Origin of the sequence: Rheinheimera sp. EpRS3 (genome assembly GCF_001513785.1) — a bacterium.
GTDB lineage: Bacteria > Pseudomonadota > Gammaproteobacteria > Enterobacterales > Alteromonadaceae > Alishewanella.
Genome location: NZ_LNQS01000009.1, coordinates 543,721 through 569,685 on the forward strand (window position 1 = coordinate 543,721; position 25,965 = coordinate 569,685).

Annotated in this window: 26 protein-coding genes and 1 riboswitch; of the genes, 18 read left to right on the forward strand and 8 right to left on the reverse strand. The window is 48.8% G+C overall.

What is annotated here, in order from left to right:
• The first annotated feature begins 65 nt into the window (after positions 1 to 65).
• The 7 genes from AR688_RS14985 to AR688_RS15015 all read left to right on the forward strand — a co-directional run bounded on the left by AR688_RS14985 (position 66) and on the right by AR688_RS15015 (position 5,862).
• The gene (locus AR688_RS14985; protein ID WP_068235595.1) at positions 66 to 2,087 is read left to right on the forward strand and encodes an alpha/beta hydrolase family protein; all 2,022 of its coding nucleotides are present in this window, start codon (positions 66 to 68) and stop codon (positions 2,085 to 2,087) included.
• 229 nt (positions 2,088 to 2,316) lie between these two features.
• Positions 2,317 to 2,712 (forward strand): hypothetical protein, encoded by a 396-nt coding sequence (locus AR688_RS14990; RefSeq protein ID WP_068235598.1) that lies wholly within the window; start codon positions 2,317 to 2,319, stop codon positions 2,710 to 2,712.
• 165 nt (positions 2,713 to 2,877) lie between these two features.
• Positions 2,878 to 3,234 (forward strand): MmcQ/YjbR family DNA-binding protein, encoded by a 357-nt coding sequence (locus tag AR688_RS14995; RefSeq protein ID WP_068235601.1) that lies wholly within the window; start codon positions 2,878 to 2,880, stop codon positions 3,232 to 3,234.
• Between the two features lie 90 nt (positions 3,235 to 3,324).
• Positions 3,325 to 3,576: an antitoxin gene (locus tag AR688_RS15000; protein WP_068235604.1), complete on the forward strand. Its 252-nt coding sequence runs from the start codon at positions 3,325 to 3,327 to the stop codon at positions 3,574 to 3,576.
• Positions 3,573 to 3,977, forward strand: coding sequence for a type II toxin-antitoxin system VapC family toxin (locus tag AR688_RS15005; RefSeq protein ID WP_068235607.1), 405 nt, complete (start codon positions 3,573 to 3,575; stop codon positions 3,975 to 3,977). Before AR688_RS15000 ends, AR688_RS15005 begins: the two co-directional genes overlap by 4 nt.
• A complete protein-coding gene (gene bktB, locus AR688_RS15010; RefSeq protein ID WP_331458832.1) occupies positions 3,974 to 5,167 on the forward strand; it encodes a beta-ketothiolase BktB in 1,194 nt (397 codons plus the stop codon). Before AR688_RS15005 ends, bktB begins: the two co-directional genes overlap by 4 nt.
• 71 nt (positions 5,168 to 5,238) lie before the next feature.
• Positions 5,239 to 5,862 carry a DUF1287 domain-containing protein gene (locus AR688_RS15015; RefSeq protein WP_068235609.1) on the forward strand — a complete coding sequence of 208 codons (624 nt, stop codon included), beginning with the start codon at positions 5,239 to 5,241 and terminating at the stop codon, positions 5,860 to 5,862.
• 4 nt (positions 5,863 to 5,866) lie between these two features.
• Here the strand turns inward: AR688_RS15015 and AR688_RS15020 are convergent, their stop codons facing one another.
• From AR688_RS15020 to AR688_RS15030, 3 genes are all read right to left on the reverse strand, one after another.
• Positions 5,867 to 6,511, reverse strand: a complete 645-nt coding sequence (locus AR688_RS15020) for a DsbA family oxidoreductase (RefSeq protein WP_068235612.1) — start codon at positions 6,509 to 6,511, stop codon at positions 5,867 to 5,869.
• The gene (locus AR688_RS15025) at positions 6,508 to 7,131 is read right to left on the reverse strand and encodes a thiol:disulfide interchange protein DsbA/DsbL (RefSeq protein ID WP_068235615.1); all 624 of its coding nucleotides are present in this window, start codon (positions 7,129 to 7,131) and stop codon (positions 6,508 to 6,510) included. Before AR688_RS15025 ends, AR688_RS15020 begins: the two co-directional genes overlap by 4 nt.
• An 82-nt stretch (positions 7,132 to 7,213) precedes the next feature.
• Positions 7,214 to 8,083: a LysR family transcriptional regulator gene (locus AR688_RS15030; protein WP_156420316.1), complete on the reverse strand. Its 870-nt coding sequence runs from the start codon at positions 8,081 to 8,083 to the stop codon at positions 7,214 to 7,216.
• A 295-nt stretch (positions 8,084 to 8,378) separates the two neighbouring features.
• On the opposite strand from AR688_RS15030, the gene AR688_RS15035 reads away from it, so the two are divergent.
• The 3 genes from AR688_RS15035 (at position 8,379) to AR688_RS15045 (ending at position 11,142) form a co-directional block, all read left to right on the forward strand.
• Complete coding sequence (locus AR688_RS15035; protein WP_442966011.1) at positions 8,379 to 9,488, forward strand: S-(hydroxymethyl)glutathione dehydrogenase/class III alcohol dehydrogenase; 1,110 nt, start codon at positions 8,379 to 8,381, stop codon at positions 9,486 to 9,488.
• A gap of 149 nt (positions 9,489 to 9,637) precedes the next feature.
• The gene (gene fghA, locus AR688_RS15040; protein ID WP_068235624.1) at positions 9,638 to 10,489 is read left to right on the forward strand and encodes an S-formylglutathione hydrolase; all 852 of its coding nucleotides are present in this window, start codon (positions 9,638 to 9,640) and stop codon (positions 10,487 to 10,489) included.
• 239 nt (positions 10,490 to 10,728) lie between these two features.
• Positions 10,729 to 11,142: an HIT family protein gene (locus AR688_RS15045; protein ID WP_068235627.1), complete on the forward strand. Its 414-nt coding sequence runs from the start codon at positions 10,729 to 10,731 to the stop codon at positions 11,140 to 11,142.
• Positions 11,143 to 11,191: 49 nt separating this feature from the next.
• Here AR688_RS15045 and AR688_RS15050 read toward each other — a convergent pair whose 3' ends face one another.
• Positions 11,192 to 11,581 (reverse strand): VOC family protein, encoded by a 390-nt coding sequence (locus AR688_RS15050; protein ID WP_068235630.1) that lies wholly within the window; start codon positions 11,579 to 11,581, stop codon positions 11,192 to 11,194.
• Positions 11,582 to 11,745: 164 nt separating this feature from the next.
• Between AR688_RS15050 and AR688_RS15055 the strand changes: the two genes are divergently transcribed.
• Complete coding sequence (locus AR688_RS15055) at positions 11,746 to 13,725, forward strand: bifunctional metallophosphatase/5'-nucleotidase (RefSeq protein ID WP_082694798.1); 1,980 nt, start codon at positions 11,746 to 11,748, stop codon at positions 13,723 to 13,725.
• Between the two features lie 33 nt (positions 13,726 to 13,758).
• On the opposite strand, the gene AR688_RS15060 is transcribed toward AR688_RS15055, so the two are convergent.
• The gene (locus AR688_RS15060; protein ID WP_442966010.1) at positions 13,759 to 14,328 is read right to left on the reverse strand and encodes an Lrp/AsnC family transcriptional regulator; all 570 of its coding nucleotides are present in this window, start codon (positions 14,326 to 14,328) and stop codon (positions 13,759 to 13,761) included.
• A gap of 24 nt (positions 14,329 to 14,352) precedes the next feature.
• Between AR688_RS15060 and AR688_RS15065 the strand changes: the two genes are divergently transcribed.
• The 4 genes from AR688_RS15065 to AR688_RS15080 all read left to right on the forward strand — a co-directional run bounded on the left by AR688_RS15065 (position 14,353) and on the right by AR688_RS15080 (position 19,017).
• Positions 14,353 to 15,558, forward strand: coding sequence for an aspartate aminotransferase family protein (locus AR688_RS15065; RefSeq protein ID WP_068235635.1), 1,206 nt, complete (start codon positions 14,353 to 14,355; stop codon positions 15,556 to 15,558).
• A 4-nt stretch (positions 15,559 to 15,562) separates the two neighbouring features.
• Positions 15,563 to 16,591: an arginine N-succinyltransferase gene (gene astA, locus AR688_RS15070; protein ID WP_068235638.1), complete on the forward strand. Its 1,029-nt coding sequence runs from the start codon at positions 15,563 to 15,565 to the stop codon at positions 16,589 to 16,591.
• Positions 16,592 to 16,635: 44 nt separating this feature from the next.
• Positions 16,636 to 17,439 (forward strand): DUF1338 domain-containing protein, encoded by an 804-nt coding sequence (locus tag AR688_RS15075; protein WP_068235641.1) that lies wholly within the window; start codon positions 16,636 to 16,638, stop codon positions 17,437 to 17,439.
• Between the two features lie 129 nt (positions 17,440 to 17,568).
• On the forward strand, positions 17,569 to 19,017 hold the full coding sequence (locus AR688_RS15080; protein ID WP_068235644.1) for an FG-GAP repeat domain-containing protein: 1,449 nt from the start codon (positions 17,569 to 17,571) through the stop codon (positions 19,015 to 19,017).
• A 68-nt stretch (positions 19,018 to 19,085) separates the two neighbouring features.
• Here the strand turns inward: AR688_RS15080 and AR688_RS15085 are convergent, their stop codons facing one another.
• Entirely contained in the window at positions 19,086 to 22,259 is a 3,174-nt protein-coding gene (locus AR688_RS15085; RefSeq protein ID WP_068235646.1) for an amidohydrolase family protein, read from the reverse strand.
• A gap of 136 nt (positions 22,260 to 22,395) precedes the next feature.
• On the opposite strand from AR688_RS15085, the gene AR688_RS15090 reads away from it, so the two are divergent.
• On the forward strand, positions 22,396 to 22,638 hold the full coding sequence (locus AR688_RS15090; RefSeq protein WP_068235649.1) for a DUF1289 domain-containing protein: 243 nt from the start codon (positions 22,396 to 22,398) through the stop codon (positions 22,636 to 22,638).
• A gap of 67 nt (positions 22,639 to 22,705) precedes the next feature.
• Positions 22,706 to 24,256, forward strand: coding sequence for a cation:proton antiporter family protein (locus AR688_RS15095; protein ID WP_068235652.1), 1,551 nt, complete (start codon positions 22,706 to 22,708; stop codon positions 24,254 to 24,256).
• A gap of 52 nt (positions 24,257 to 24,308) precedes the next feature.
• Here AR688_RS15095 and sugE read toward each other — a convergent pair whose 3' ends face one another.
• Entirely contained in the window at positions 24,309 to 24,623 is a 315-nt protein-coding gene (gene sugE, locus AR688_RS15100; protein WP_068235654.1) for a quaternary ammonium compound efflux SMR transporter SugE, read from the reverse strand.
• A gap of 167 nt (positions 24,624 to 24,790) precedes the next feature.
• A complete protein-coding gene (locus tag AR688_RS15105) occupies positions 24,791 to 25,162 on the reverse strand; it encodes a DUF3718 domain-containing protein (RefSeq protein ID WP_068235657.1) in 372 nt (123 codons plus the stop codon).
• Positions 25,163 to 25,291: 129 nt separating this feature from the next.
• Positions 25,292 to 25,387: riboswitch (cyclic di-GMP riboswitch) on the reverse strand.
• Between the two features lie 245 nt (positions 25,388 to 25,632).
• Here AR688_RS15105 and AR688_RS15110 point away from each other — a divergent pair.
• Positions 25,633 to 25,965 carry a DUF1840 domain-containing protein gene (locus tag AR688_RS15110; protein ID WP_068235660.1) on the forward strand — a complete coding sequence of 111 codons (333 nt, stop codon included), beginning with the start codon at positions 25,633 to 25,635 and terminating at the stop codon, positions 25,963 to 25,965.

The following is a 25,965-nucleotide window of genomic DNA, read 5'->3' on the forward strand; positions in this document are numbered from 1 at the left end:
GGCTGTAGCATTGCTGCAGCCTTATTTTTTTCAGCCTATAAAACAAAAAAATCCAGGGAATACGCATGAAAAAGACCTTACTCACGCTGGCACTGCTAGCAGCAGGCAGTGCACTGGCTAAAGCTCCGCTGACGGTAGAGCATTTAAACCAGTTTAATAAGCTGCACGATGTGGTGTTATCGCCAGATGGCCGTTTTTTAGTGTATGGCCAGACTAACGGCGGCTTTAGCCCGGCAGATAGCTCCAGCGATTTATATCTGATGGATTTATCTAACCTGAATAAGGTCACCCGTCTGACGCAAAGCGCGGGGCGCGAAAGCCAGTTGCAGTGGGCGGCTGGTGGCCAGAGTATTTATTTTATTGCTAACCGTAGTGGCACTAATCAGGTATGGCAGTTGCCGTTATACGGCGGCGAAGCGTTGCAGCTTACCGATTTACCGCTGCCGGTAGAGGGTTTTAAAGTGTCCTCAGATGGCAAGCAAATTGCGCTGTCGCTGTCGGTAAAACCGGGTTGCCAGAACCTGCAATGTACGCTGGATGCTAAAACAGCTGATGCGGCGAAAAAAGATACCGCCATGGCATACGAGCAGTTGATGGTGCGCCACTGGGACAGCTGGTTAACACCGTATCGCAGCCATTTGCATGTGGCGCCACTGGGCAAAGGTGTGGTGAAAGATGCTACTAACCTGATGAGTGAATGGAATACTGATATTGCAGGTATTAACGAGGTTGCCTTTACACCAGATAATGCAAACCTGGTGTTTAGTGCCAAGATCCCGGCCGAAGATCAGGCCTGGCACACCAATTACGACATCTTTAAGGTGCCGGTAGCCGGCGGTGAAAAGCAAAATATGACGGCAGAAAACCCGGCCTGGGATGCACAGCCGTCGTTCTCTGCCGATGGCCGTTTTATGGCCTACAAAGCCATGAGTAAGCCACAGGCTGAAGCCGATAAATTCAGTTTGGTGTTGCTGGATATGGTAACAGGGCAGCGCAATGAACTGGCACCGGAGTTTGATCGCTCAATCAGCGATTACAAATTCGGCCCGGATAACCGCACAATTTATGTCACCACTCAGGATGTGGGCCAGTATGCCATTTATGCCATTAACACCAGCTTTGGTGATGTGCGCAAAGTGTATGGCGATGGCACTGCCGGGTCTTTGAATGTGGCCAGTGACAAAATTGTCTTTACTAATCACAAACTGGATATGCCGCCTGAGGTATTTCAGCTAAGCACAGACGGTGGCAGCCTGACACAGTTGACCGATATCAACGCTGACTGGCGTAAAGACGTGCAATTTGGTGATTACGAGCAGTTCAGTTTTAAAGGCGCCAACGACGAAACTGTATATGGCTATTTAGTAAAGCCATGGGATTTTGACGCCAATAAAAAATACCCGATGGCGTTTTTAGTGCACGGCGGGCCGCAGGGCAGTTTTGGCAATATGTTTAACGAGCGTTGGAATGCGCAAATGTATGCCGCCAAAGGCTATGCGGTAGTGATGGTCGATTTCCATGGCTCTACCGGTTATGGCCAGGCTTTTACTAACTCTATCAGTCGCGACTGGGGCGGTAAGCCGCTGGAAGACCTGAGAAAAGGTTTTGACTATATAGTACAGGCGCAACCGTGGATTGATGGCAGCCGCGCCTGTGCGCTGGGGGCTTCTTATGGCGGCTATATGATGAACTGGATTGCCGGTAACTGGCCAACGGGTTTTAAATGTCTGGTAAACCACGCCGGTTTGTACGATATGCCAAGCTTTTACGGCAGCACGGAAGAGCTGTGGTTTCCGGAGTTTGATTTAGGCGGCCCGGTTTGGCAGGCTGAGTCGGATTATCAGAAATTTAACCCGGCTGCGTTGGCGGATAAATGGCAAACCCCGATGCTGGTTATTCATGGCTTAAAAGATTACCGCGTACCTTATGCTCAGGGCTTAGGTGCTTTTACTAACCTGCAACGCAAAGGGATCGATTCACGGTTGGTGATCTTTCCGGACGAAAATCACTGGATCTTAAATAAAGATAACCGTGTGCGTTGGTACAACGAAGTGTTCCAGTGGTTGGATAAGTATACTAAAGGTTAATTTATTTAGCTTTTGCGACAGTAGTATTTACCGGCGGTATGCAAATATTACCCGCGCCATATACTCACCCGGCGCAGCTTAGCCGTGGTAATAAACAGGAATATCGCTCAATATCAGCAATATAAGTGTGTATTTACCACGGCGAAAATGTGTTGGTACAACAGTTGCGTAGTTAATGCCAGCTGCACTTTCGCAGCACAGTTTATTTAACAACTGAAGGAGATTTGACATGAAAAAACATATCAATTCTGCACTGGTATTAGCTTTATCGCTAGTGAGTGGCTCGTTGTTGGCAGCTAACAATATGAATGACATGAATAACAACCAAATGGGTGAGGTAGACCAAGACAACAATGGCTCGGTCTCTAAAACAGAGTTCGAAAGGCATATCGGTGACCGTTTTTTTGGCAAAATGGATCGCAATAGTGACGGCATGATTGACGAAAGCGAATTCAGTGGTACCCGTTTTGGTAGTAAGCTGTCTGAACTCGATCGCGATGGTGATAGCCGGCTAACTAAAGCTGAGTTGTACAACGGTTTGTTTGAGACATTTGATACTAACCGTGACATGGTGCTGGACAAAGACGAATGGAAAAAAGTTCAGAGTGCTGGCATCAGCCATTAATATGCCGATGATATAACAAAGCCTACGCTGTACCAGAGAAGGTTAACCACCTTCTCTGGTGCTTTGGCGTTATTTTTACTTCCCTTCCACGTTAAGCCTTGCTTATTATGCTGTTGTACAAAGCCCCTGTAATAAATCTACTGACAGCAGATACCAAGGACAGTTATGAATTTTCAACAATGCCGTGATCATTGCCTGATGCAACTGCAAAGCATTGAGGATTTCCCGTTTGGCCCTGATGCTTATGTTTATAAAGTGGCGGGTAAAATTTTCGCGATCCTAAGTGAAAAGCAAGGTGTTGCCCGGGTAAATTTAAAGTGTGATCCAGCCGAAGCACTAATGTTGCGCGATATTTTCCCTGCCGTTACGCCTGGTTACCATATGAACAAACAGCACTGGAATACCGTGTTGCTTGATGGCAGTGTGCCGGATAACGAAATAAAGCGGCAGATTGAAAACTCATATCAGCTGATTATAAAAAGCCTGCCGAAAGCGAAAAGGCCAGCACTAAACTCAAATTAAGTCACTTGTATAGCCGGTCTTGCTCTGCCTTGACAAGATTGCAGTCTACTACCAAAATACATACATAATTGTGTGTACATAGAGGTGGCTATGTCTGCGGTAAGTCGTGTGTTTATGAATGGTAACAGTCAGGCTGTGCGGATCCCGCAGGAATTCCGCCTGGATACTAACACCGTTGAGATAAGCCGTAATGAGCAGGGTGATTTGGTGATCCATCCTCTACCACCAAAACGGGGTGAGGCTTTAATGGCAGCACTGGATGGGTTCGATGCTGACTTTGTTGCAGAACTTGAAGCAGAATATCGTGCTCAGCCTTTGATGCAAGATAGGGAAGAATTGTGATCTATTTGCTGGATACCAATATTCTTATTTATCTGTTAAAAAATAATCCTCCTTCAGTTGCTGCACATATCGACACTTTGCCGGCAGATACACAATTAAGAATGTCATTTTTTACCTATGCCGAGCTACTTAAAGGTGCACAGAATAGTAATAGAACAGCTGAGGTTATGCGAAAGCTGGCAGTGCTGACCAGGCAAATTCAGGTTCTATATCAATCTTCTGCTTCACTTTGTCTTCATTACGCTGAGCAATTTAATCGCTTAAAATCAGCTGGTACACCTATAGGGGCGAATGATTTATGGATAGCCAGCCATGCACTGGCTGAAGATGCCATACTGGTGACAAACAATACACGGGAGTTTAATCGCGTAACGGGATTGAGGGTGGAAAACTGGGTATGACCGTAATGAACTTAGCGGACATAGTAATTTTAGCTGGCGCCCGCACGGCTATTGGTAGCTTTGGCGGCAGCTTGGCTGCATTAAGCCCGGCGCAGCTGGGTACTGCGGTAGCAAAAGCAGCGATCAGCCGTTCTGGCGTGGTGCCAACAGATGTCGATCATGCGGTATTTGGCCATATTATTACCACTAGTGCTGAAGATGCTTATTTAGCCAGACATATAGCGCTAAGCAGCGGTATGGCTGCTACGTCTGTCGCTTTTAACGTAAACCGCTTATGTGGCTCGGCTGTGCAGTCGGTAATATCGGCCGCACAGTTAATCCAACTGGGGCAAAGCACAATTGCCCTGGCCGGCGGCGCTGAGAGCATGAGTAACGGCGCATATTTACTGCCTAATGCCCGCCGTGGCTTGCGAATGGGCCACGCTGGTATCACAGATCTGACGTTGGGTATTTTAACCGACCCGTTCGGTAGTGGCCATATGGGGCTTACTGCTGAAACCATTGCCGCACAATACGGCTTTAGCCGCACTGATTTAGATGCTTTTGCTGCACAAAGCCAGCAGCGTGCTGCTTTCGCCCGGCAGCAGGGCTATTTTGACCAGCAGATTGTGCCGGTAACGGTAAAAAGTGGCCGTGTTGAAAATGTATTTAACCGGGATGAACATATCCGTGGTGATACTACTATAGATAGTTTATCCAAGCTAAAGCCAGCGTTTAAATCTGATGGCATCGTTACTGCTGGCAATGCATCTGGCTTAAATGATGGCGCTGCGGCAATGCTGTTGACCAGCCGGTTTGAGGCTGAAAAACGTGGCCTTAAGCCCGCAGCACGGCTGCTCGGTTATGCCTTCGCCGGCGTGGAGCCCGGCGTAATGGGGTTGGGGCCAATACCGGCGGTGCAACAAGTACTGGCTCAAACCGGTTTAACGGTAGCTGATATCGATGTGATTGAGTCAAACGAAGCTTTTGCTGCTCAGGCACTGGCTGTAACACAAACTCTGGGGTTCAGTCCCGCCAGGGTTAACCCCAATGGCGGCGCTATCGCGCTGGGCCATCCGGTAGGCGCGACAGGTTCAATTCTCATTATTAAGTTACTGGCCGAGCTGGCACGTATCGGCGGCCGTTATGGCTTAGTTACCATGTGTATAGGCGGCGGGCAGGGTATCGCCTTGCTGCTGGAGTCTTTATAACTGGTGCAAGGAACTTTACTGCTATCGACGCACCTTAAAGCAAAGTTTATAGGTGTTGCAAGGAGCATGCTATGCCGGTTGTTGTGTTATCCCGCCTGCTAAAACCAGGCTTATTGTTATCGCTGTTGTTATTGCCGCAGCACAGTATTGCAGAAGTGTTTAGCGATAAACTGGTAGAGGCTGCGCTAAAACGCACAGAGCAACAGGTGCGTTATGATGGCCGCTATGTACGTATTGCTTATCCTAATGGTGATGTGCCGGCTGATATCGGGGTTTGTACAGATGTGGTGATCCGCAGTTACCGGGCGCTGGGTACAGATTTACAGCAGTTGGTGCACGAGGATATGCGGGGTAACTTTGCTGCGTATCCATCAAAACGGATTTGGGGTTTAACCAGGCCAGACAGTAATATTGATCATCGCCGCGTTCCTAACCTGCAAACCTTTTTTAGTCGCCATGGCAAGAGCTTAACGGTTAGTCAGCAGGGCAGCAGTTATCAGCCGGGTGATCTGGTTACCTGGATGTTGCCAGGTAATTTGCCACATATAGGCATAGTGGTTAATAGAACCTCCGCCGACGGCCTGCGGCCGTTAATAGTGCATAATATCGGCGCCGGGCCGGTACTGGCAGATATGCTGTTTGATTACAACATTACCGGCCATTACCGTTTTACGCCTGACACAGGCTCTCAGTAGCGGTTTAAGCCATTTCTGTGGCGATTTGCTGCAGGCTGGCTGCCAGTTGGGCTGGCTCCTGCGCGCCCGAGATAAGATAGCGGTTATTAATAATAAACGCCGGTACCGATGAAATGCCGGCTTGTTGATAATTCGCTATATCTTCAGTTACGTTATCGGCGTAGTCATGTCCAGCCAAAATGCGCTTAGCCTGTGTTTTATCCAGCCCGGCCTGTTCGGCGCAGTTAGCTAAAACGGCTGCGTCAGATACATCTTTAGCTTCACCAAAATAGGCTTCGAATAATGCCAGCTTCATCGCAGTGGCTTTGCTCTGTGTGGCTGCCCATTTTACCAGCCGGTGGCCATCGAAAGTATTACAGGTAAAACGCTGCTGCATTTTGCTGAAGTTAAGCCCCAAATCTGCAGCTATTTGCATCATATTGGCCTGGCTAGCGCGCATTTCATCTTCGCTGCGGCCATATTTGCGGCTTAGCGCCGGTAAAATGGGCTCTTGTGGCGCGTTTTTATCCGGGTTTAGCTCAAACGCATGCCATTCCAACTCAGTTTGCAACTGCGGCAATGTCGCCAGCGCGTGCTGCAATCTGGCGTAGCCGATAGCGCACCAGGGGCAGGCAATATCTGATACCAAATCAATTTTCAGTGTTGTCATTCGGTTGCAACCTCGGGTGTTAAAGTCAGTAAATAATTTACCAGCGCATTAAACTGCTGCTGCGATGACACCGCGCTTATATTTACCAGGTATTTGTCGTTAATAATAAAACTGGGCACTGAGCGCACTGCTGCTTGCTCAATGGCCTGGTCAAAATCTGCCACCATGACAGTAACCGGCATACTATCGAAGTTAGCGTCAAACTGTCTGGCGGTTACTCCGGCTTTGCTGAACAGGGCTTGAAGCGCTGCTCTGTCTGCGGGTGGTTGGCGTTGCTGGTGAATTTGCGTAAACAGCAACGGGGTAAACTGCTCTTCAACATTAAGCGTTACCGCCATGGCATGGGCGCGTTGCACTGTTGGCGCCATTTTGCCGCCATGAAAAGACACCGGTACTTTTTGGACCTTGATACCTGCAGGCAAAGCCTGTTTTAGCTCTGCAACTATGGGTTCAAAGTTATAGCAAAACGGGCAGTAGTAAGAAAAAAACTCCACTACCTTGGTATTCGCACTTTGCGCTGTATTAAGCACCTGATAGTGCTCACCTTCGTTAAATTTGTCGCTGGCATTTGCAAAGCTGGCGCCCAGTAGCAGGGTAAAAGCAAAAAGGAGTTGTTTCATCACATATCCAAAACAGTCAATAATACTAAAACGCTATCACAGCACAGGCTGACAGCCAAGCCAGACTGCTACAAATACGCAGTTAATTAAGCTTAGCGGCAAGATAATCTACCAATACCCGTACCTTGGCAGATAAATGCCGGTTTTGCGGATATATCGCCCAGATACCATCATCTGGTTGGCGCAGCTCGTTTAGCACAGCCACCAGCTCACCGCTTTGTAATTTACTGCCAACGTAATAATCTGGTAGCTGCACCAGCCCGAGGCCTTTAAGTGCAGCGTCCATTAGTGCTACACCACTATTACAGACAATACGGCCCTGCGGTTTAAACTGCACTAATTTTCCCTGTTGCATAAAACGCCACTGTGCCACTGTGCCGGTTAAACACTGGTGCTGCGTAAGATCAGTCAGGTTTTGTGGCGTACCGTGCTTAGCTAAATAAGCCGGGGAAGCTACGACATACTGAGTACGGCTTGCCAGTTTGCGGGCTATCAGGCTGGAGCTTTCCAGCGTGCCTAGCCTGATGGCTAAATCAAAGCCACCCTGAACTAAATCCAGCTTGTTATTGGTTAGTTGTAAATCCAGGTCGGTGTCGGGGTATTGCTGCATAAAATCATGCAGTAGCGGCGCTATACTGGTTTCGCCATAAAATACCGGCGCGGTCAGTTTAATCTGGCCGCGTGGCGTGGCTTTTAAGTTAGCCAAAGTGCGGTTAGCTTCTTCTAAACTGGCCACCAGATGCCGGCAGTGCTGTAAGTAAAGTAAGCCTTCTTCGGTTAAGCTGACGCTACGCGTACTGCGATACAGCAGTTTTATTGCCAGTGTGACCTCAAGTTCAGCAATATTACGGCTTACCTGGGCTACTGAAATGCCCAGTTGCTTCGCGGCTTTGGTAAAGCTTTGCAGCTCTGCTACCGCTACAAATTCGCTGATGCCAATCCAATGTTTCACTAGAGCCTTCTTCTGCATAAACTTCTGCGTAAAAAGGCTGCTTGCGTTACAACACCCGTCCTGGCTCGCCACAGCAACTCGCCCTACTGCCTGCGGCAGGGCTCAGACACTCTGTGGCGACCAAAACGGGGTTCTAACCGCAGCCTGTCGTTAATCAGTTTTTCATATATGAAAAACTGATTTGCATTTTAGTGCTATTCATACTGATATGGCAAAAATAAAAATCAGGTTACACTTGTAGCCAATGCTAGTATTGCCAGTGCAACTTACGTAAAAGGACAACTAAATGAAGATGATTAAAACACGCGCCGCGGTAGCCTGGGGCCCGGGCCAGCCATTATCGATTGAAGAAGTGGATTTAATGCCACCGCAAAAAGGCGAAGTGTTGGTTAAAATTGTTGCCACCGGCGTGTGCCACACCGATGCTTTTACCTTATCGGGTGAAGATCCCGAGGGTATTTTTCCGGCTATTTTAGGCCACGAAGGCGGCGGTATAGTAGAAGCTGTAGGCGAGGGCGTAACTTCAGTTGCCGTGGGCGACCATGTTATTCCGCTGTACACACCAGAGTGTGGTAAATGTAAGTTTTGTTTATCCGGCAAAACCAACCTGTGTCAGGCTATTCGCGCTACCCAGGGCAAAGGTTTAATGCCGGATGGCACCACGCGTTTTTCTAAAGACGGCAAGCCAATTTATCACTATATGGGCACCTCAACGTTTTCTGAGTACACGGTACTGCCAGAAATTTCGCTGGCTAAAATTAATAAAGCCGCACCGCTGGAAAAAGTGTGTTTACTGGGCTGCGGCGTAACTACCGGCATGGGCGCGGTAATGAACACGGCCAAAGTAAAAGAAGGTGACACCGTCGCCATTTTTGGTTTAGGTGGTATTGGTTTATCTGCCATTATCGGCGCGGTAATGGCCAAAGCCAGCCGCATTATTGCCATTGATATTAACGAAAGTAAGTTTGATATCGCGACAAAGCTTGGCGCGACTGATGTCATTAACCCGAAAAACTTTGCTAAGCCAATTCAGGATGTCATTGTTGAGATGACAGAAGGCGGGGTAGATTTCTCGTTTGAGTGTATCGGTAATGTTAATGTGATGCGCTCGGCGCTGGAATGCTGCCATAAAGGCTGGGGCGAATCGGTCATTATTGGTGTAGCCGGTGCCGGCCAGGAAATTTCTACCCGGCCATTTCAACTGGTTACCGGCCGGGTTTGGCGCGGTACGGCTTTTGGTGGAGTAAAAGGCCGCACTGAGCTGCCAGATTATGTCGAGCGCTATTTAAACGGTGAGTTCGAGCTGGATACTTTTATTACCCACACCATGCCGTTAGAGCAAATTAACGAAGCTTTTGATTTGATGCATGAGGGTAAGTCTATCCGCACAGTAATTCATTTTTAATATCAAGCAAATGTAATTGGTGGACGGATTAGAACCCCGTTTTGGTCGCCACAGAGTGTTTGAGCCCTGCCGCAGGCAGTAGGGCGAGTTGCTGTGGCGAGCCAAGGCGGGTGTTGTAATCTGTCCTTACTGAACACTATGGACAGACTATGACAACTTCAGCATTAACCAAAGTCAGCGAACAGCTTTGCTTTGGTGGCAAACAAATCCGTTTTACTCATACATCCACTGTACTGAACTGCGATATGCAGTTCTCGGTGTTTTTACCGCCGCAGGCAGAAACACAGGCTGTACCTGCGCTGTATTGGCTGTCGGGTTTAACCTGTACTGATGAAAACTTTTCTGCCAAAGCCGGTGCACAACGCGTTGCGGCTGAGCTTGGTATAGCACTGATAATACCCGATACCAGCCCGCGCGGCGACGGCGTGCCGGATGATGCTGAAGGTGCCTACGATTTTGGCCTGGGCGCAGGCTTCTATGTTAACGCCAAGCGCGAGCCGTTCGCCAAGCACTACCGTATGTACGACTATATCGTCAGTGAATTACCACAAATGCTTGAAGCTGAATTGCCGTTATCGGCTAAACGCGCTATCAGCGGCCATTCAATGGGTGGCCATGGTGCTTTAGTTATTGGCCTGCGTAACCCGCAACGTTATAGCAGTATGTCGGCATTTTCACCGATTTGTAATCCGGTGAATTGCCCCTGGGGTATTAAAGCTTTTAGCGGCTATTTGGGCGATGATAAAAGCCAATGGCAGCAATATGATGCATCTGTATTGTTAGCTGCAGCGCAAGATCCGTTACCGCTATTGGTTGATCAAGGCACAGCAGATAACTTTTACCCTGAGCAATTGTGCACTGAAAGCTTAATTGTTGCGGCTAAGCAAAGCGGTGCTAAAGCCGATATTCGTATGCAGGCAGGCTATGACCATAGCTACTATTTTATTGGTAGCTTTATTGAGCAGCATTTGCGGTTTCATGCAAAGTATCTGATGGGTTGATAAAATTTGCCGCAATGCCTGATTGAGCCCGGCATAATACTTTTTAGCCGGAACCGTTGAGCGCCCGGACGGCGCGAATCGAGCCCCCACGGATGGGTTTACGGCGTGTTCCGGTAAAAATGTATGGCGCCGTGCGATAAAGCCCGCGTTTGTGAGCTAATGCGTGTCATCAAAAGCTGGTTTTATGTCATCAGATACTGGCATACTTGGTTAAATTGGCCCGCATAAAGGAGAGCTGCATGAGCTACGATAACGACAATATTTTTGCCAAAATTCTGCGCGATGAAATCCCCAGCTTTAAAGTGTATGAAGATGACTACACCCTGGCTTTTATGGATATTATGCCGCAGGCCGACGGCCATACGCTGGTGATCCCGAAATTTCAGGCAGAGACGCTGTTAGATATTCCGGCGGACGAGCTTACCCACACCATGACCACAGTGCAAAAAGTGATGTCGGCGCTTAAATCTACGCTTGGTGTTGAAGGTGTCGTACTGCTGCAGTTAAATGGCACCGCTGCAGGGCAAACTGTGCCGCACCTGCATTTTCACTTAATTCCGGAGCATTTAACTAAATTATCCGGCCACGGTGCGGCAATGGGTGATATGGAAAAAATAAAAGCACTGGCAGAGAAAATCAGCGAAGCACTCTGATTTTCAGCAAAAACCGGATAGCTGTGAGGGCGGCGGTTTGCTGCCTTGGTTAAACATGCCGTTGCAATAAATCCCACTTATTGCCGTATAAGTCTTCAAACACCACTACGGTAGCATAAGCTTCCTGGCGTGGTGTTTCGTGAAATATCACACCAGCAGCCTGCATAGCATGGTAATCATGCCAGAAATCATCGGTTTGCAAAAACAGCCATACCCGGCCACCGGCCTGATCGCCCACGGCTGACTGTTGTTTTTCGTTACTGGCTTTGGCCAGCAGCAAGGCTGTGCCGCTGTTGTTTTTCGGCGCAACCTGTACCCAGCGCTTGCCACCGCCGAGGTTGCTATCTTCCAGTAAATCAAAGCCCAATTTCTGGGTATAAAAGGCAATAGCCTCATCGTAGCCTGTTACCAGTAATGCTACATTTGCAATTGCTGCCATGCTTAAATCTCGTTACTGTCGGTTGCTATAAGGCAAGGATCCTGCCTGTTGGCTCCTGCTAAAACAAGCCGCAATAATAGATTTTAACTTGAGATCACGCTGGTTTGTGCTTAAGGTAGCGGCCAATATCTTTGCACTATGCACCGTAACAAGGTTTGCCGGTTATGCGATTTACCTCTTCACTGCTTTTTTCTGCCATGCTACTGGCCGGTTGCGCTTCAGCCCCGTCATCAGCACCAGAGCCTGGTTTAACCTTAAGCCTTATTCATATTAACGACACCCACTCGCAATTTGACGCCAGCCCGGCCAGTGTAAAAGACGTCAGTGGTGAACCGCTTTACACCTATATTGGTGGCCATCCGCGTTTGTTAACCAAGGCGCAGCAGTTACGCGCGCAAGCAGCACAAGAGGGGATACCGGCGCTGTTTTTGCACGGCGGTGATGCCTTTAAAGGCAGTGCTTATTTTGAGTTGTTCGAGCAGCGCATTAACATTGATGTACTAAACCGGATGAACATCGACGCCATGGCACTGGGTAACCATGAGTTTGATATAGGTTTAACCAAGCTGGCCGATTTTGCTGATAAGGTTAATTTCCCTGTTCTGGCGGCCAATATAGATACCGCGGCTGAGCCGCTGCTGGCTAACAGCCAAAACCTGAAACCATACAGCTTATTTGTGCTTGATAACAACCAACTAAAGCCGCTGGCAAGCGTTAACGCAGCGGCAGGGCGGGCAGTGGTGGCGGTATTTGGTTTGGCGCTTGAAGATATGCGCGCTATAGTACCCGATACCGGCGCTGTGGTGTTTAACAATGAAATACAAAGCGCACAGCGCACCGTAGATACCTTAACGGCACAGGGCGTGCAACATATTATTGCGCTGACGCATTTAGGCCACCAGCGCGACTTGGCCCTGGCCAGTGCCGTTAATGGTATAGATGCTATTGTCGGCGGCCATTCGCACAGTTTGCTGGGCGATTTTCGGCACTGGTATTTGGGCGCGCAGCGCCCATACGCTGAGATAGTGACTAACCCTGATGGCAAAGGCCAAACCTGCATAGTGCAGGCCGGGCAGTTTGCTCAGGCCGTAGGCCAGGCCAGGCTGAAGTTTAACCCGGCAGGTCAGTTGATAAGCTGCGCCGGGCAGAATACGTTACTGGCAAGCACGGATTATTTCAGCTCGGCACTGCGTGATAAACCAAGCCGTATCAGCGCAGATAAGCAAACACAGACAGAGCGCTATATCGCCAGCCTGCCGCGAACGGCGATTGTGCAGGAAGATACTGCGCTGCGCACCTTGCTGGATAGCCAATACTTACCGGCCGTGCAGCAGGCCTATGGCGCAGTAATCAATACCACTGAAGCTGAAATACCTCATGTGCGTTTGCCTGGCTCTGCAGGTAGTGATAACCACGGTTCTGTGTTGGCTGGGTATATTGCGGATGGGATGCTGGCATATGTTAATCAGAATGCCGTACAAAGCCTGATCCAGCGCCCGGTACAACTGGCATTAATTGGCGCGGGCAATATTCGCGCGCCGCTATTAGCCGGCGAGGTACGTGAGGGCAATATCCGCTTAGAGGTGTTGCCCTTTGACAGCCCGCTTAGCGTGCTTAGCATCAGCGGTACGGATTTACGTGCCTTGCTAACCGATATTATCAGCCAGTCTGTTGTACCCGGCGCCCATACTGGCAAGTATCCATATGTTGCGGGGATACGTTATGTGGCAAAACAAACCGGGCCTGATGCCGCAGAGCTAACCACACTGGATATAAGGCAGGAAAATGGCTGGCAAGCTGTCAGCGATCAGCAGCACTATACCTTGGTAACCACCAGTTATCTGGCCGATGGTAACGATGGCTGGCAACTGTTGCAACAATTGCAGGCAAAACAGAGCGACCGGCAGGATATAATACTGCGCCACCAGCAGCCCCAGCTGTATCCGGTGGCAAGGGTTGAGGCAGTACAAGATAGCAGCGGGGCGCAGTCGTTTAGCGCCCGCTATCGCAATAGTGACGGGCTACCATGTAAAACCGAAGGGGTAGATTGCAAAGTTGCAGCACAGGCGTTTATAGATTATCTGAAAGCCAACCCGCAGTTATGGCAGCAAAAGCGCGAGCCAACGGTAACGTTGCAGCGATAAAGCGAATTCGGGGCAGCTTTGCTGCCCTGATTTTCAGCGCTTAAATTTGGTCTCTAAAATAACCGACGAGTTAGTACGCTCTACACCGTCTAAATTACCGATATCATCCAGAATATGGCTTAGCTGCTCGGTGCTTTGTGCCTGCACTATGGCGATAAGATCGTACTCGCCGCTGATGGCGTACAGTGCTGAAACCTGGGCAATTTGTTTAAGCTCAACATTGGTTTTGGCGGTAAGCTTTTGCCGTACTTTAATGCTGACATGCGCCGACACCAGCGACGCCAGATAGTCCTCACCGTAATCTACCGAGTAGCCTTTAATTACACCGCTTTGCTCCAATTTGGCGATACGGGTTTGCACGGTAGAGCGGGATAAATCCAGCATGCGGGCTAAGTCAGATATACTGGCGCGGGCATTGTGCTTTAGTACGGCTAATAATTTTTCATCTTCCTTGCTTATCATTTTGCTAACCTTTTCCGTTGAATTGCAATTTAAGCTTGTTAAATTGTCGATAATGGTACTGCAATGTGACAGTGGTGAGCAATATAATAGAGTTAAATTTATCCGAGCCTGCCCGCGTTTATCTTTATAAAGACAGGCCATTTCAACAGACACAGTGAGGTAGTTATGCAGGTTTCAAGAAGCGTATTCGATGATGTGATGGTACCAAACTATGCACCGTCCAAAATTATTCCGGTAAAAGGCGAGGGCTCACGTGTGTGGGATCAGCAAGGCCGTGAATTTATCGATTTTGCCGGCGGTATCGCTGTTAACTGCCTTGGCCATTGTCATCCGGCGTTGGTAACTGCGTTAAAAACACAGGCTGACAAACTGTGGCATTTATCTAACGTAATGACCAACGAGCCTGCGCTGCTGCTGGCCCAGGCTCTGGTTGACGCTACTTTCGCTGAAAAAGTGTATTTTGCCAACTCAGGTGCTGAAGCCAACGAAGCAGCACTGAAACTGGCGCGCCGCTATGCCAAAGACAAATACGGCGAGCAGAAAAACCAGATTATCTCCTTTAAGCAGGGCTTTCATGGCCGTACTTTCTTTACCGTTACTGTGGGTGGCCAAAGTGCTTATTCAGATGGTTTTGGCCCGAAGCCAGAAGCCATAGTGCACGGAGAATTTAATAACCTTGATAGCGTAAAAGCGCTGATTAACGCCGACACTTGCGCAGTAATGGTAGAGCCGGTGCAAGGCGAGGGTGGTGTAATGCCTGCCACGGCTGAATTTATTAAAGGCGTGCGCGAGTTGTGCGATGCCCATAATGCGCTGCTGATTTTTGATGAAGTGCAAACCGGCGTGGGCCGTACCGGCGAGCTGTATGCCTATATGGGTTATGGTGTAACGCCGGATATTCTGACGACAGCCAAAGCGCTGGGTGGCGGTTTCCCGATTGGCGCCATGTTAACCACTACCGACATTGCCAAGCACTTAGTGGTAGGCACACATGGCTCGACTTATGGCGGTAACCCGCTGGCCTGTGCCGTTGCGCTGGCTGCAGTTAATACAGTAAATACACCGGCCGTATTATCGGGTGTTAAAGCCAAAGCTCAGCTGTTTCAGGATGGCCTGAAAAAAATTAATGATAAATACCATGTGTTTAGTGAAGTACGCAGTGCAGGTTTACTAATTGGTGCCGTACTAAACAGCGATTACGCCGGTAAAGCGCGTGATTTTATGCTGGCTGCGGCGGATCAGGGGTTAATGGCATTGGTTGCCGGTGCCAGCGTGGTGCGCTTTGCGCCATCGCTGATAATACCTGACGCCGACATTACCGAAGGCTTAGCCCGCTTTGAGCAGGCTGTAGCTCACGTAGTGAAGGGGTAAAACCATGTTAGTGATCCGGCCGATAACGGCAGCTGATTTTGCAGCGCTGAAAAACATCGCTATAGAATCCGGCGCCGGTTTTACCTCGTTGCCGGTAAACGATGCGCGGTTAAAGCAGAAAATTGAACATGCCGAGCACAGCTTTGCGGCCGAGGTGAATACACCGGGCGATCAGGGTTATCTGTTTGTGCTGGAAGATACCCAAAGCGGTGAAATTGTTGGTACTACCGGCATAGAAGCTGCGGTGGGTACCAGCACGCCGCTGTATCACTTTCAGCAGAATACCGTTATTCACCACAGCGCTGAGTTAAATGTATTTAACCAGTTAAAAACGCTGACACTGTGTAACGATTACACCGGCGCGTCAGAAATTTGCACGCTGTTTTTGCGTGAAAGCTACCGGCGCAACCATGCCGGGCGGTTTTTATCCAAAGTGCGGTTTTTGTTTATGGCCGAGTATCCACAGCGTTTTAGCGACAGAGTAATAGCTGAAATGCGTGGCGCAGCCGACACAGATGGCCAGCCACCATTTTGGCATTGGTTGCAAAAGCTGTTTTTAACCATTGATTTCCCCACGGCAGATCATTTAATTGGCGTGGGCAAAAAAGCCTTTATTGCTGAGCTGATGCCGCGCCATCCTATTTATGTTGGCTTACTGCCGCAGGCCGCGCAGGATGTTATCGGCCAGGTGCATCAAAATACCAAGCCAGCGCTTAACATGCTGGAGAATGAAGGCTTTGCCCATCGAGGTTATATCGACTTATTCGATGCCGGCCCCACGGTAGAAGCACGTTTAAGCCAGATAAAATCGGTGGCGGCCAGCAAAAAAGTCAGGATTAAAATCGCTGAAGTGCAGGGTGGGCAAACGCTGGCTGTGGCGAATACGGCATTGCAGCAGTTCAGAGCCAGTTTTGGTAAGAACGCCAAGTTTGATGCAGATCAGCAACAGCTACTGCTAAGCGCAGAATTTGCCGATACACTGCGTCTGCACGATGGCGATATGGCAAGATTTATAGTGTTAGACAAGGCCTGAGGGCCAGACAAGTAATAACCGGTAAATGTTAAGGCGGAATAAATATGCACACTGATGTAAAAGCGTTGTTTGCCAACCTGTGGCAAGACTATGTAGCCGTGACTCCTTCTGCCAAAAAAGTACACCAGTTGCTGGGTAGCTCGCAGCAGGATGACGTGATTAACGATCATATTGCGCTGCGCACTTTTAATCTGGAAAAGGTAGGGTTGGAAAAACTGGCTGCACATTTTAAAGCACTGGGCTATGAAGAATGCGGCGAGTATCATTTTGAAGCGAAAAAGCTGTATGCCAAGCATTATGAGCATGCCGACCGTAGCTTACCCAAAGTGTTTATCTCTGAGTTGCTGTTAGATAAATGCTCGGCTTACCTGCGCGATACTATTACCGCGCTGGTTGAACAAATTCCGGCTGAAGCGGTAACGGCAGACAACTTCCTATACAGCGGTACACACTGGCAGGTAAGCCAGGCTACCTACGAGAAGTTGCTGGCAGAAAGCGAATATGCAGCCTGGGTTGCGGCCTGGGGTTACCGGGCTAACCACTTCACTGTTAGTGTGAATGACTTGCAAAGCTTCGCGACCTTAGAGCAGGTAAACAAGACATTAAAAGACGAAGGTTTTTTATTAAATACCTCAGGTGGTGAAATTAAAGGCACGCCAGAGGTATATTTAGAGCAGTCGTCGACGCTGGCTGATTTACACCCGGTGCAGTTCAGCGATGTTGTTGCTACCATTCCAAGCTGTTTTTATGAGTTTGCCCGCCGTTATCCAATGACAAACGGTTTACTGTATACCGGTTTTGTTGCGGCTTCGGCAGATAAAATTTTCGAGAGCACCAACGCTCGTTAAGGTTAGAGTGCCCTAAATTTTGTTACACAATTGAAGCCGGTATTTACCGGCTTTTTGCGTTATCATCCGGATAAGATTAAGTTACGTAATACTATTTGTTCACCTAACGTCTTAACCGGGATAAAAATAATGAAAAAAGTCAGTGCGCTGCTGTTCGCCTTAGGCTTTGTCTGCGTTGATGCATTATCGGCACAGTTAGATAAAGTCACGGTTGCGCTGCAACATCCTGCTAATGGCAACATTATCCATTTGCCAGAGCGACAGCAGTTGCTGGTGTCAGGTTTTAGCCAGTTTACCCGCTGGTTGTCGGTAATAGATTTAACCGATTATCAAGTACAGTTGTTGCCGATACCGGACGACGCGCAGTTTTTTAACAAAGCCATACTGGCAGGCGATAGTAAACCGCAGCTGGTCTTTCTCGGGCTGGGGGGCATTAGCCGGTTAAATGCCGCTAATACGGCAGCTGAGCGGCTTGTTACCAGCACATCCTTGTACCGGGTGTTGGATCAAAACCGGCTGCGCGAGGCCAATTTTGTTGTCGATCTCGGCTCTGGCTTAAGTGATTTTATTATTGCGGATTTTCAGCACACGCATTTATACCGCCTGCAGGCTGATGGCAGTTTTACCCACTATCCGCTGCAAATTCCGGCGTTTGTGCAAAGCTGGCGTGCCAGCCCCGATTACAGCCCGCGTAAGCACTATCTGGCTGATGTAAACATGGATGGCAAAACCGATTTATTGTTTGTCTGGCAGGGCAAGTTTCAGGCATTTTTACAGCAATCGGATGGCAGTTTTGCTACCGAGCCTGTGGCAATGAACTGGCCGGTAGGGTTGTCTACCGAGCAGGAAGCCGATCAGCGCAACGATGCCGGGCGCAGTTACAGTGGCCAGAATATCGACACGCTGCGTGATATCACCGACATTGATGGCGATGGCATAGCTGATCTGGTGATTAACCGCGAGCAGCTGGCCGATGCACTGGAACGCAATAACAGTTTTCGTATTCACTTTGGTACTGCCACTGAGCAGGGGTTAAGCTTCAGCGCCGAACCGGATACCCGTATTACTACCGACACCTCGCCGATAGATGTGGTGATTGATGATTTTAACGGCGATGGTCGCAAGGATTTTTATATTCCCAGCACCCATTTTGGCGTAGGTACTCTGGTCCGGGTGTTGCTGCGCGGCAGTGCTAATCTGGATATTGATTTTTATCTGTTAAATGAGCAACGCCAGTACAGTGCTAAAGCCGATTTTCGCCAGCAAGCTACCATTGAGGTTAGCATTGGTAACTTTCGTTACGATATGCCGCTGTTTCAGGTGGCGAACCTCAGCGGAGACGGCTTTAAATCGTTGTTAGTGGGAGATGGCCGCGAGCAACTGCGGGTGTATCAGCATGATAATACACGCTTGTTCAGCCGGCGCAGTGAAAAGCTAAAAGTGGATTTACCGCGTGATGCCAGCAAAGTGCAGGTAATGGACCTTACCGGCAATGGCAAAGATGATTTGGTATTGCCGTTTGATACTCAGGATAACGAAGCACTGCGTAATCAGATCCATTTTTTGCTCAAACGTTAGGTTGTTATCGTTACATACTTATTGTGAGGCAGTAATAAAGCCCCGGACCTATGCCGGGGCTTGGTGTTTTAGCGTGGCTCAAACTCAAATAGCTGGCGTTTACGCTCGCGCAGGCCAATTTCGTTCATGCTGTTGGCATCAAATAAGCGGCCGTTTACCATGGTGTGGCTAACACGATCGCTTACGCGAATATCATCCAGCGGGTTGCCGTCTATCACAATTAAGTCGGCCAGTTTACCGGCTTCCAGTGAGCCTAACTGATGGTCCATACCAAAGGTTTTGGCCGGGTTGATGGTAGCGGTTTTTAATGCTTCCAGCGGGCTCATGCCGCCCTGGGCAAACATCCATATTTCCCAGTGTGCGCCTAAGCCTTCACGCTGGCCATGAGCACCGATATTAGCTACCACACCGATATCGCTTAGCTCTTTGGCCGTTTTTACTACATTAAAATGGTTGTAGTGGTTATCTGGTGCCGTAGGGCGGCGCATACTGCGTGGTGCTAACTGATCCATCGGTACGTAGCTGCGCATTTTCGGGTGTTTCCACACTTCGGTTTTATCGTACCAGTAGTTTTCACCCCAAATACCGCCATAAGCTACCACCAGTGTAGGGGTATAGGCGGTTTTGCTGGCCTGCCATAATTGCTTAATGTCGTTATACACTTTTGCTGCCGGCAGCGCATGTTCAACGGTGGTGTGACCATCGACTATCATGGTCAGGTTATGCTGCATTAATGAGCCGCCTTCGGGCACCACCATCATATTTAGCTCGCGGGCGGCCTGAATAACCTGCTGGCGTTGGTTACGCCGTGGCTGGTTGTAGCTTTTTACACTGAAAGCGCCAGCTTTTTGCAGGCGCTCTAAATGAAATTTAGCATCGTCCAGGCTGTCGATATGCGAGGTGTAACCGGCACCTTCGGCGCCGTATAAAATAGTACCGGTAGAGAAAATACGTGGCCCGGCTATCATGCCAGAGCGTTGCATTTCGCTGGCGGCAAACACCTCGCGGGTATCGTTAGACGGGTCATGAATGGCGGTAACACCAAAGGCGAGTGATGCATAGTTCTGCCAGTTTTGCTGCGGTATTATCTGATTACTGCCCTGTGAGCTGTGGGCATGGGCGTCAAACAGGCCTGGCATAATGGTTTTACCGCTGATATCAAATACTTTTGCGTCAGTAGGTACAGCAACATCACTACGTTTGCCGACGGCTTTAATTTTGTTGTTTTCAACCAGTACTACGCCGTCCTGAATCACTTCATCACCGTTCATAGTGATCACCTGGCCGCCAACAAAAGCCACACTGCCACGCGGTATGTCGGCCGGTACACTAAAGCCGAGGTTAACGCCGTTTTTAGCGGCAAAATCGGTTTTATCACCAAAATCAAACAAGCCTTCAATGCTGGCATGATACAGCTCCGGCCCCAGGCTCCAGTAGATATGGCGGCTGTTACCGCTCCAGCTGATATATTCACCGGCACGCACAGACAGCTGTTTTACCGGGAATTGCTTATCGGTGCCGCTGATATCAATGGCTTTGCCGCGCTCGGTAAACGGTGTAACAAAGACTTTAAAACGATCGGCAAACGCCAGATATTTACCATCCGGCGACAGTTTAAATTCAGTGCCGAATTTGGCGGTGTACAGCGTTTGCTGGGTATGTTTGGTCAGATCAATGCGGATAAGGCTGGGCGAGCTACCGTAGTCCATGGCATAAACGGCGTTATTGTCTGCGCCAAACATAGGCGCGCGGCCGTTACTGCTGATAAGCTCCGGTGTGCCGCCTTTGCTGCTGATTTTATATAAACCGGTATTTAGCGACCATTGGCGCGGCAGTAAGCTGCCAGCACCGGTTTTGCGGTATATTACCGTTTTACCATCCGGGCTAAATACCGGCTCTACATATTTGCCCGGTTCGCCGGTCAGTTTGCTGATACGGCCATTGCGCAGGTTAACAATATTCACTGCACCCTGGCCGTTGTCGTTCCAGCTCACATACACCAGCTCTTTACCATCACGGGAAAACTGCGGGTAGTATTCAAAGTCGGTGCTTTGTTTTGTCAGGCGCCGTGGTTTCGGGTTAGCCACATCGGTAATATACAAATGCCCCAGTGCGGTAAATACTGCCTGGTTACCGTCTGGCGACACCTGAATAAAACGCAGCATTTGGGTGTTGAACTGATCTTTATCCAGATCCTGCTGTACCCGCACCGCAGTTTGAATTTGCTTACTGGTTGTTACATTAAACGCTATAGTGCTGGCTTGTTTATCAGCAATATTCAGCTTTTTAATTTCACCACCGGCCCAGAATACCAGCGCTTTATTATCGGGTGTCCAGCTAAGCGTAGGGTAAACACCGTGTATGGCCCAGGTTTCCTGCATATCACGGTCCAGGCCGTCATACAGCTTAATATGTTCGCCGCTGGTTAAATCATATAAAAACAGCGTGCTTTGAAAATCTACCCGGCGGATATACGCCAGATATTTGCCATCTGGCGACGGTGTAGGGCGGATAGCACCGCCGGCGCCGTCCAGTACCACTTCCCACTTGCCGGTTTCGCGCTCAAAACGTTTGATCACATAAATGCCGCTTTCAGAGTCTTTGCTGTAATGAAAGGTTTTGCCTGGTGTATCATCCTGCGAGAAGTAGATATATTTACCATCTGGCGAAAATGCCGGTTCGCCTAAGTCTTTTTGATCATTAGCCCTTTCGGTCAGCATGATGCCGTTACCGCCGGTTTTATGATACTGCCATATCTCACCGGCACCTAACGAGCGGCTGGCAGTAAAGTGTTTACGGGCAACAATAAATTCGCCATCCGGGCTCCAGGCCGGGCTGTTCAGCAGACGGAATGTCTCGTTGGTTACAGCACGTGGCTCGCTGCCGTCGGCATTCATGATCCAGATATTATCGCCACCGCCTTCATCGCTGGTATAGGCAATATGTTTACCATCAGGGCTGAAAGTAGGCTGCATTTGCCAGCCAATGTCTTTGGTCAGTTGTGTGGCGTTGCCTCCGCCGATTGGCATGGTGTAAATATCACCGAGTAAGTCAAAGGCGAGGGTTTTACCATCCGGGCTTACTGCCACGTTCATCCAACTGCCTTGCGATACGTTAATATCGACGGTTTCAAACTGGCCTTGCGGTGCATTAACGTCCCAGGCGGGTGCTTTGTCAGTCTCGGCTTGCAGAAAAAAACTGCTTAGCGCAAGTGCAATAAGCGAAGGGGTTATTGGTTTCATTGGTAGGTTCCTGTATTTTCTTATCATAGTTTTATTCTCTGCTGTAGAGTGGCATAAAGCCGCAGCGGAGTTAAGCGTTGTATGCCGGCCTTGCGTCAGAACTCATGCAACAAAAGATAAAAGCAAGGAGTAAAATGTGGTTGAATCGCCCTGCGTAGCCAGTTGCCGGCTTAACAGCGATAAGCTATGTGTTGGTTGTTATCGTCATATCAGTGAAATAGTGGACTGGAATAAGCGCACAGACGAGCAAAATATCGAGATATTACAAAAAGTTGCCAAGCGTAAACATTTTGCTGCCAGCCATAATGTGCCACAAGGTGAAACCAGCCCGATAACACAGGCAGAGTGGCAGGCAGCCAAATCTTTAACGCGAACATGATCCACATTAATAGGTGTAATTGGTTATTACGCTACTATATTAACCACCGGATAAAAAGGATAAACAGATGCTGGAAGCGGTGTGGATAGGCTTTGCATTTTCTTTGGGTTTGCTGGTGCGGGCCATCGGCCTGCCGCCTTTAGTCGGCTATTTGCTGGCTGGTTTTGTCATTTCTGCTACGGCCTCTGATTTAAACCTGCCATCAGAAGGGCCATCTATTATTCATCATGTGGCGCACCTGGGTGTGTTGCTGCTGCTATTTACCGTAGGTTTAAAGCTCAATGTCCGCAGTTTAGGCAAGCCAGAAGTACTGGGTGGCAGTATCCTGCATTTTTGCTTGTCGATTATTCTTACATTACCGGCCGTGCTGCTGATTTTTGACGTAAGCTGGTATCAGGCATTAATGCTGGCCGTGGCGCTGGCATTTTCCAGTACGGTACTGGCGGCTAAGGTGCTGGAAGGCAAGCGTGAAATTCGCGCTTTTCATGGCCGTGTCGCCATTGGTATTCTGATCATGCAGGATTTACTGGCACTGCTGGTTATGAGCCTGGCCAATGGCACCGTACCATCGCCCTGGGCACTGCTGGTATTTGCTCTGCCGCTGCTACGGCCGCTGTTATATAAATTGCTTGATGCCAGTGGCCATGAAGACCTGCTGATTTTATTTGGCTTACTATTGGCACTGGTAATTGGCGGCCAGGGCTTTGAACTGGTGGGGTTAAGCTCTGAGCTTGGCGCGCTGGTATTTGGCGCTATGCTGGCAAAACATGCGCGCGCAGGCGAGCTATCCAAATCGCTCTGGAGTATTAAAGAGTTTTTTCTGGTGGGGTTTTTCCTGCAAATTGGTATCGATGGCCTGCCGGATGCAAATGCCTGGCTGTTTGCCGGTATCATGTCATTATTGTTACCGATCAAAGCGATATTGTTCTTCTTATTATTAATCCTGTTCAAGTTACGCGCCCGCAGTGCTTTTTTAGCCAGCATCAGCCTGACCAATTACAGTGAGTTTGGCCTGATAGTTGCCAGTGTGGTGTTGCCCGAATGGCTTATTCCTCTGGCTCTTACCGTTGCTATTTCGTTTGTGATCTCCGCGCCGTTAAATCGTTTGGCGCACCCTTTATATGACAAGCTGTGTAACCGGCTGCTGAAGTTTGAACGTAATATCCATCATCCGGATGAGCAACCGGTGTCATTGGGTAATGCGAATGTACTGATTATGGGCATGGGGCGCACCGGCACTGCAGCGTATAATTATTTAGCCAGCAGTCGCGCTATTATTGCCATGGATTCTGATCCGGCTAAAGTTGCCGAACATCAAAAAAAAGGTATTAATATTTTCTATGCTGATGCTGAAGATCAGGTGTTTTGGCAAGGCCTGGATTTTGGCAGTGTAGAGGCCGTGATCCTGAGCATGAATGATGTTGAAGCCAAGATGATAGCCGCAACGAAATTACGCCTGGCCGGTTTTAATGGCTTTATTGTGTCGCACAGTATGCACGATGATGAAGCGCGCAATATTATTGCTGCCGGCGCGGATCAAACCTACTTAACGATGTCAGAGGCCGGTGTCGGTATCGCAGAGCATGTCCGACAGCATTGTTTTAATATAAAAGCCTGATACAAAGCCGCTGCAGCTGAACTGACAGCGGCTTTTTTTAACCAGATTGCTTTTAAGAGCTTAGCTTTAAGCCAATGATTCCGGCCAGAATCAGCATAATACTCAGTACCCGTGGCAGGTTAACCGGATCATTAAACAGGATAATACCGGCAATAACGGTACCCACAGCGCCGATACCTGTCCAAATAGCGTAGGCTGTGCCCACCGGTAGCTGGCGCATAGCCAGGCCTAATAAGCTGATACTGATCAGCATAGCTATTAATGTAAATACTGATGGCCAGAGTCTAGTAAAGCCCATACTGTATTTAAGCCCAAGCGCCCAGCCAATTTCAAACAGGCCAGCCAGAGAAAGTAAAAACCATGACATAGTGGTAGTACCAAAAGCGGGTGGGGTCGTCCCCGTTACAGATGCGCTGGCGGGTCGTCCCGTCAGGTCAGGTTGAAAGCGGATTATAGCAAAGCCTGGCGCTAAGCCAAGCATTGCAGAAAAAACAAAGGCGCCAAACTGGCGCCTTTATTAAAAGAATTAGCTTATTAGCTGGCGCTACGCTCTTTGATAGTAGCGATAATTGGCGATGCAGCAAAACCATTGCTTGTTGCCCACTCTGCATCACCTGATGCGGCAACCAGGCTGCCTGGTAACTGGCTAAGAATAAAGCCTGCAGTATCAGCAGCATTGTGCTTGATAGCATGACGAACCAGTGGTAAACCGTCACATACGATACCATCGTATACCGCACGTAAACGTAAACGGTTGTCAGCTAAGGTTTTACGCAGGTTGTTTTTGTTGTCTGCTGCAACGTAAGAGCAGATTGATTGTGCCAGCTGGTCGTTAGCTGCAACTGGAGTGCTGATAAATGAAGTGGCGGCGATAACAGTAGCTAAGGTGATTAATTTTGCTTTCATAGTCGTGCTCCAAAATGAGTTATTTCACAATCTTTAATTAAGCAGCTTCAGTCATTTGAAGTGCTTATCGCGAAAGGACATGCAGCATGTCGAGTAACTCTGACAGAGCAGAATAAACATCGCATTTGCGACGGCAGCCCAGCTATCGTAGATGTCATTACTTGACAACCCTTAGACCTGAAGCTTTGCGTGTACTTCCTTTCGGAAGACTTGCCTTTCGAGCGAGCGCATTCTAATTAGTGCTCGTTTTTTATGCAAGCTTAATTTGCGCTAGATCAAAATTATTTTTTAAATAAACCGGTTAAGGCTATTAACCACCACATTATATAACTGTAGGCACCTTGGTTTACCGCTTTGCACCAGAGCAAAATATATTTAAACATTGGCAGCGGTTTTAGCGTTATGCTGCAGTGATTGTTCAGCCGGGCAATTATTAGCCCGGTGGCTTATAACACAGGGGTAAAGTGAGCATGATAGTAACCTTTAAATCCAAAGCCAGCGGCGATCTTGTTTATTTTAAAGATGTGGCGCTTAAATTATTAAAACTAATGGGCCGTGACGAAAAAATTCCATCGGCATTATTTACCGAAGACATTGCAACAGCGCTGGCACAGCTGCAGCAGGGATTGAATGCGATAGCTGAAACAGAGCGGGAAAAAGCAGCACAAACTGACGCTGAGCAAGTCAACAAAGGGCAAAGCGACACTGGCAAAGCCTATATTAGCCTGAACGTACGGGCGATGCCGTTAGTGGAAATGCTGCAAAAGGCACAGAAAAAGCAATGCCCGGTACAATGGGAATAA

Excerpts from the sequence above, each read along its gene's own strand:
- fghA (WP_068235624.1), top strand. The coding sequence starts at position 9,638 with ATGACAACTTCAGCATTAACCAAAGTCAGCGAACAGCTTTGCTTTGGT.
- astA (WP_068235638.1), top strand. The coding sequence starts at position 15,563 with ATGTTAGTGATCCGGCCGATAACGGCAGCTGATTTTGCAGCGCTGAAA.
- AR688_RS15055 (WP_082694798.1), top strand. The coding sequence starts at position 11,746 with ATGCGATTTACCTCTTCACTGCTTTTTTCTGCCATGCTACTGGCCGGT.
- AR688_RS15080 (WP_068235644.1), top strand. The coding sequence starts at position 17,569 with ATGAAAAAAGTCAGTGCGCTGCTGTTCGCCTTAGGCTTTGTCTGCGTT.
- AR688_RS15020 (WP_068235612.1), bottom strand. The coding sequence starts at position 6,511 with ATGACAACACTGAAAATTGATTTGGTATCAGATATTGCCTGCCCCTGG.
- AR688_RS15050 (WP_068235630.1), bottom strand. The coding sequence starts at position 11,581 with ATGGCAGCAATTGCAAATGTAGCATTACTGGTAACAGGCTACGATGAG.
- bktB (WP_331458832.1), top strand. The coding sequence starts at position 3,974 with ATGACCGTAATGAACTTAGCGGACATAGTAATTTTAGCTGGCGCCCGC.
- sugE (WP_068235654.1), bottom strand. The coding sequence starts at position 24,623 with ATGTCATGGTTTTTACTTTCTCTGGCTGGCCTGTTTGAAATTGGCTGG.
- AR688_RS14990 (WP_068235598.1), top strand. The coding sequence starts at position 2,317 with ATGAAAAAACATATCAATTCTGCACTGGTATTAGCTTTATCGCTAGTG.
- AR688_RS15000 (WP_068235604.1), top strand. The coding sequence starts at position 3,325 with ATGTCTGCGGTAAGTCGTGTGTTTATGAATGGTAACAGTCAGGCTGTG.
- AR688_RS15045 (WP_068235627.1), top strand. The coding sequence starts at position 10,729 with ATGAGCTACGATAACGACAATATTTTTGCCAAAATTCTGCGCGATGAA.
- AR688_RS14995 (WP_068235601.1), top strand. The coding sequence starts at position 2,878 with ATGAATTTTCAACAATGCCGTGATCATTGCCTGATGCAACTGCAAAGC.
- AR688_RS15065 (WP_068235635.1), top strand. The coding sequence starts at position 14,353 with ATGCAGGTTTCAAGAAGCGTATTCGATGATGTGATGGTACCAAACTAT.
- AR688_RS15085 (WP_068235646.1), bottom strand. The coding sequence starts at position 22,259 with ATGAAACCAATAACCCCTTCGCTTATTGCACTTGCGCTAAGCAGTTTT.
- AR688_RS15025 (WP_068235615.1), bottom strand. The coding sequence starts at position 7,131 with ATGAAACAACTCCTTTTTGCTTTTACCCTGCTACTGGGCGCCAGCTTT.
- AR688_RS14985 (WP_068235595.1), top strand. The coding sequence starts at position 66 with ATGAAAAAGACCTTACTCACGCTGGCACTGCTAGCAGCAGGCAGTGCA.
- AR688_RS15075 (WP_068235641.1), top strand. The coding sequence starts at position 16,636 with ATGCACACTGATGTAAAAGCGTTGTTTGCCAACCTGTGGCAAGACTAT.
- AR688_RS15105 (WP_068235657.1), bottom strand. The coding sequence starts at position 25,162 with ATGAAAGCAAAATTAATCACCTTAGCTACTGTTATCGCCGCCACTTCA.
- AR688_RS15060 (WP_442966010.1), bottom strand. The coding sequence starts at position 14,328 with ATGGCCTGTCTTTATAAAGATAAACGCGGGCAGGCTCGGATAAATTTA.
- AR688_RS15015 (WP_068235609.1), top strand. The coding sequence starts at position 5,239 with ATGCCGGTTGTTGTGTTATCCCGCCTGCTAAAACCAGGCTTATTGTTA.
- AR688_RS15110 (WP_068235660.1), top strand. The coding sequence starts at position 25,633 with ATGATAGTAACCTTTAAATCCAAAGCCAGCGGCGATCTTGTTTATTTT.
- AR688_RS15095 (WP_068235652.1), top strand. The coding sequence starts at position 22,706 with ATGCTGGAAGCGGTGTGGATAGGCTTTGCATTTTCTTTGGGTTTGCTG.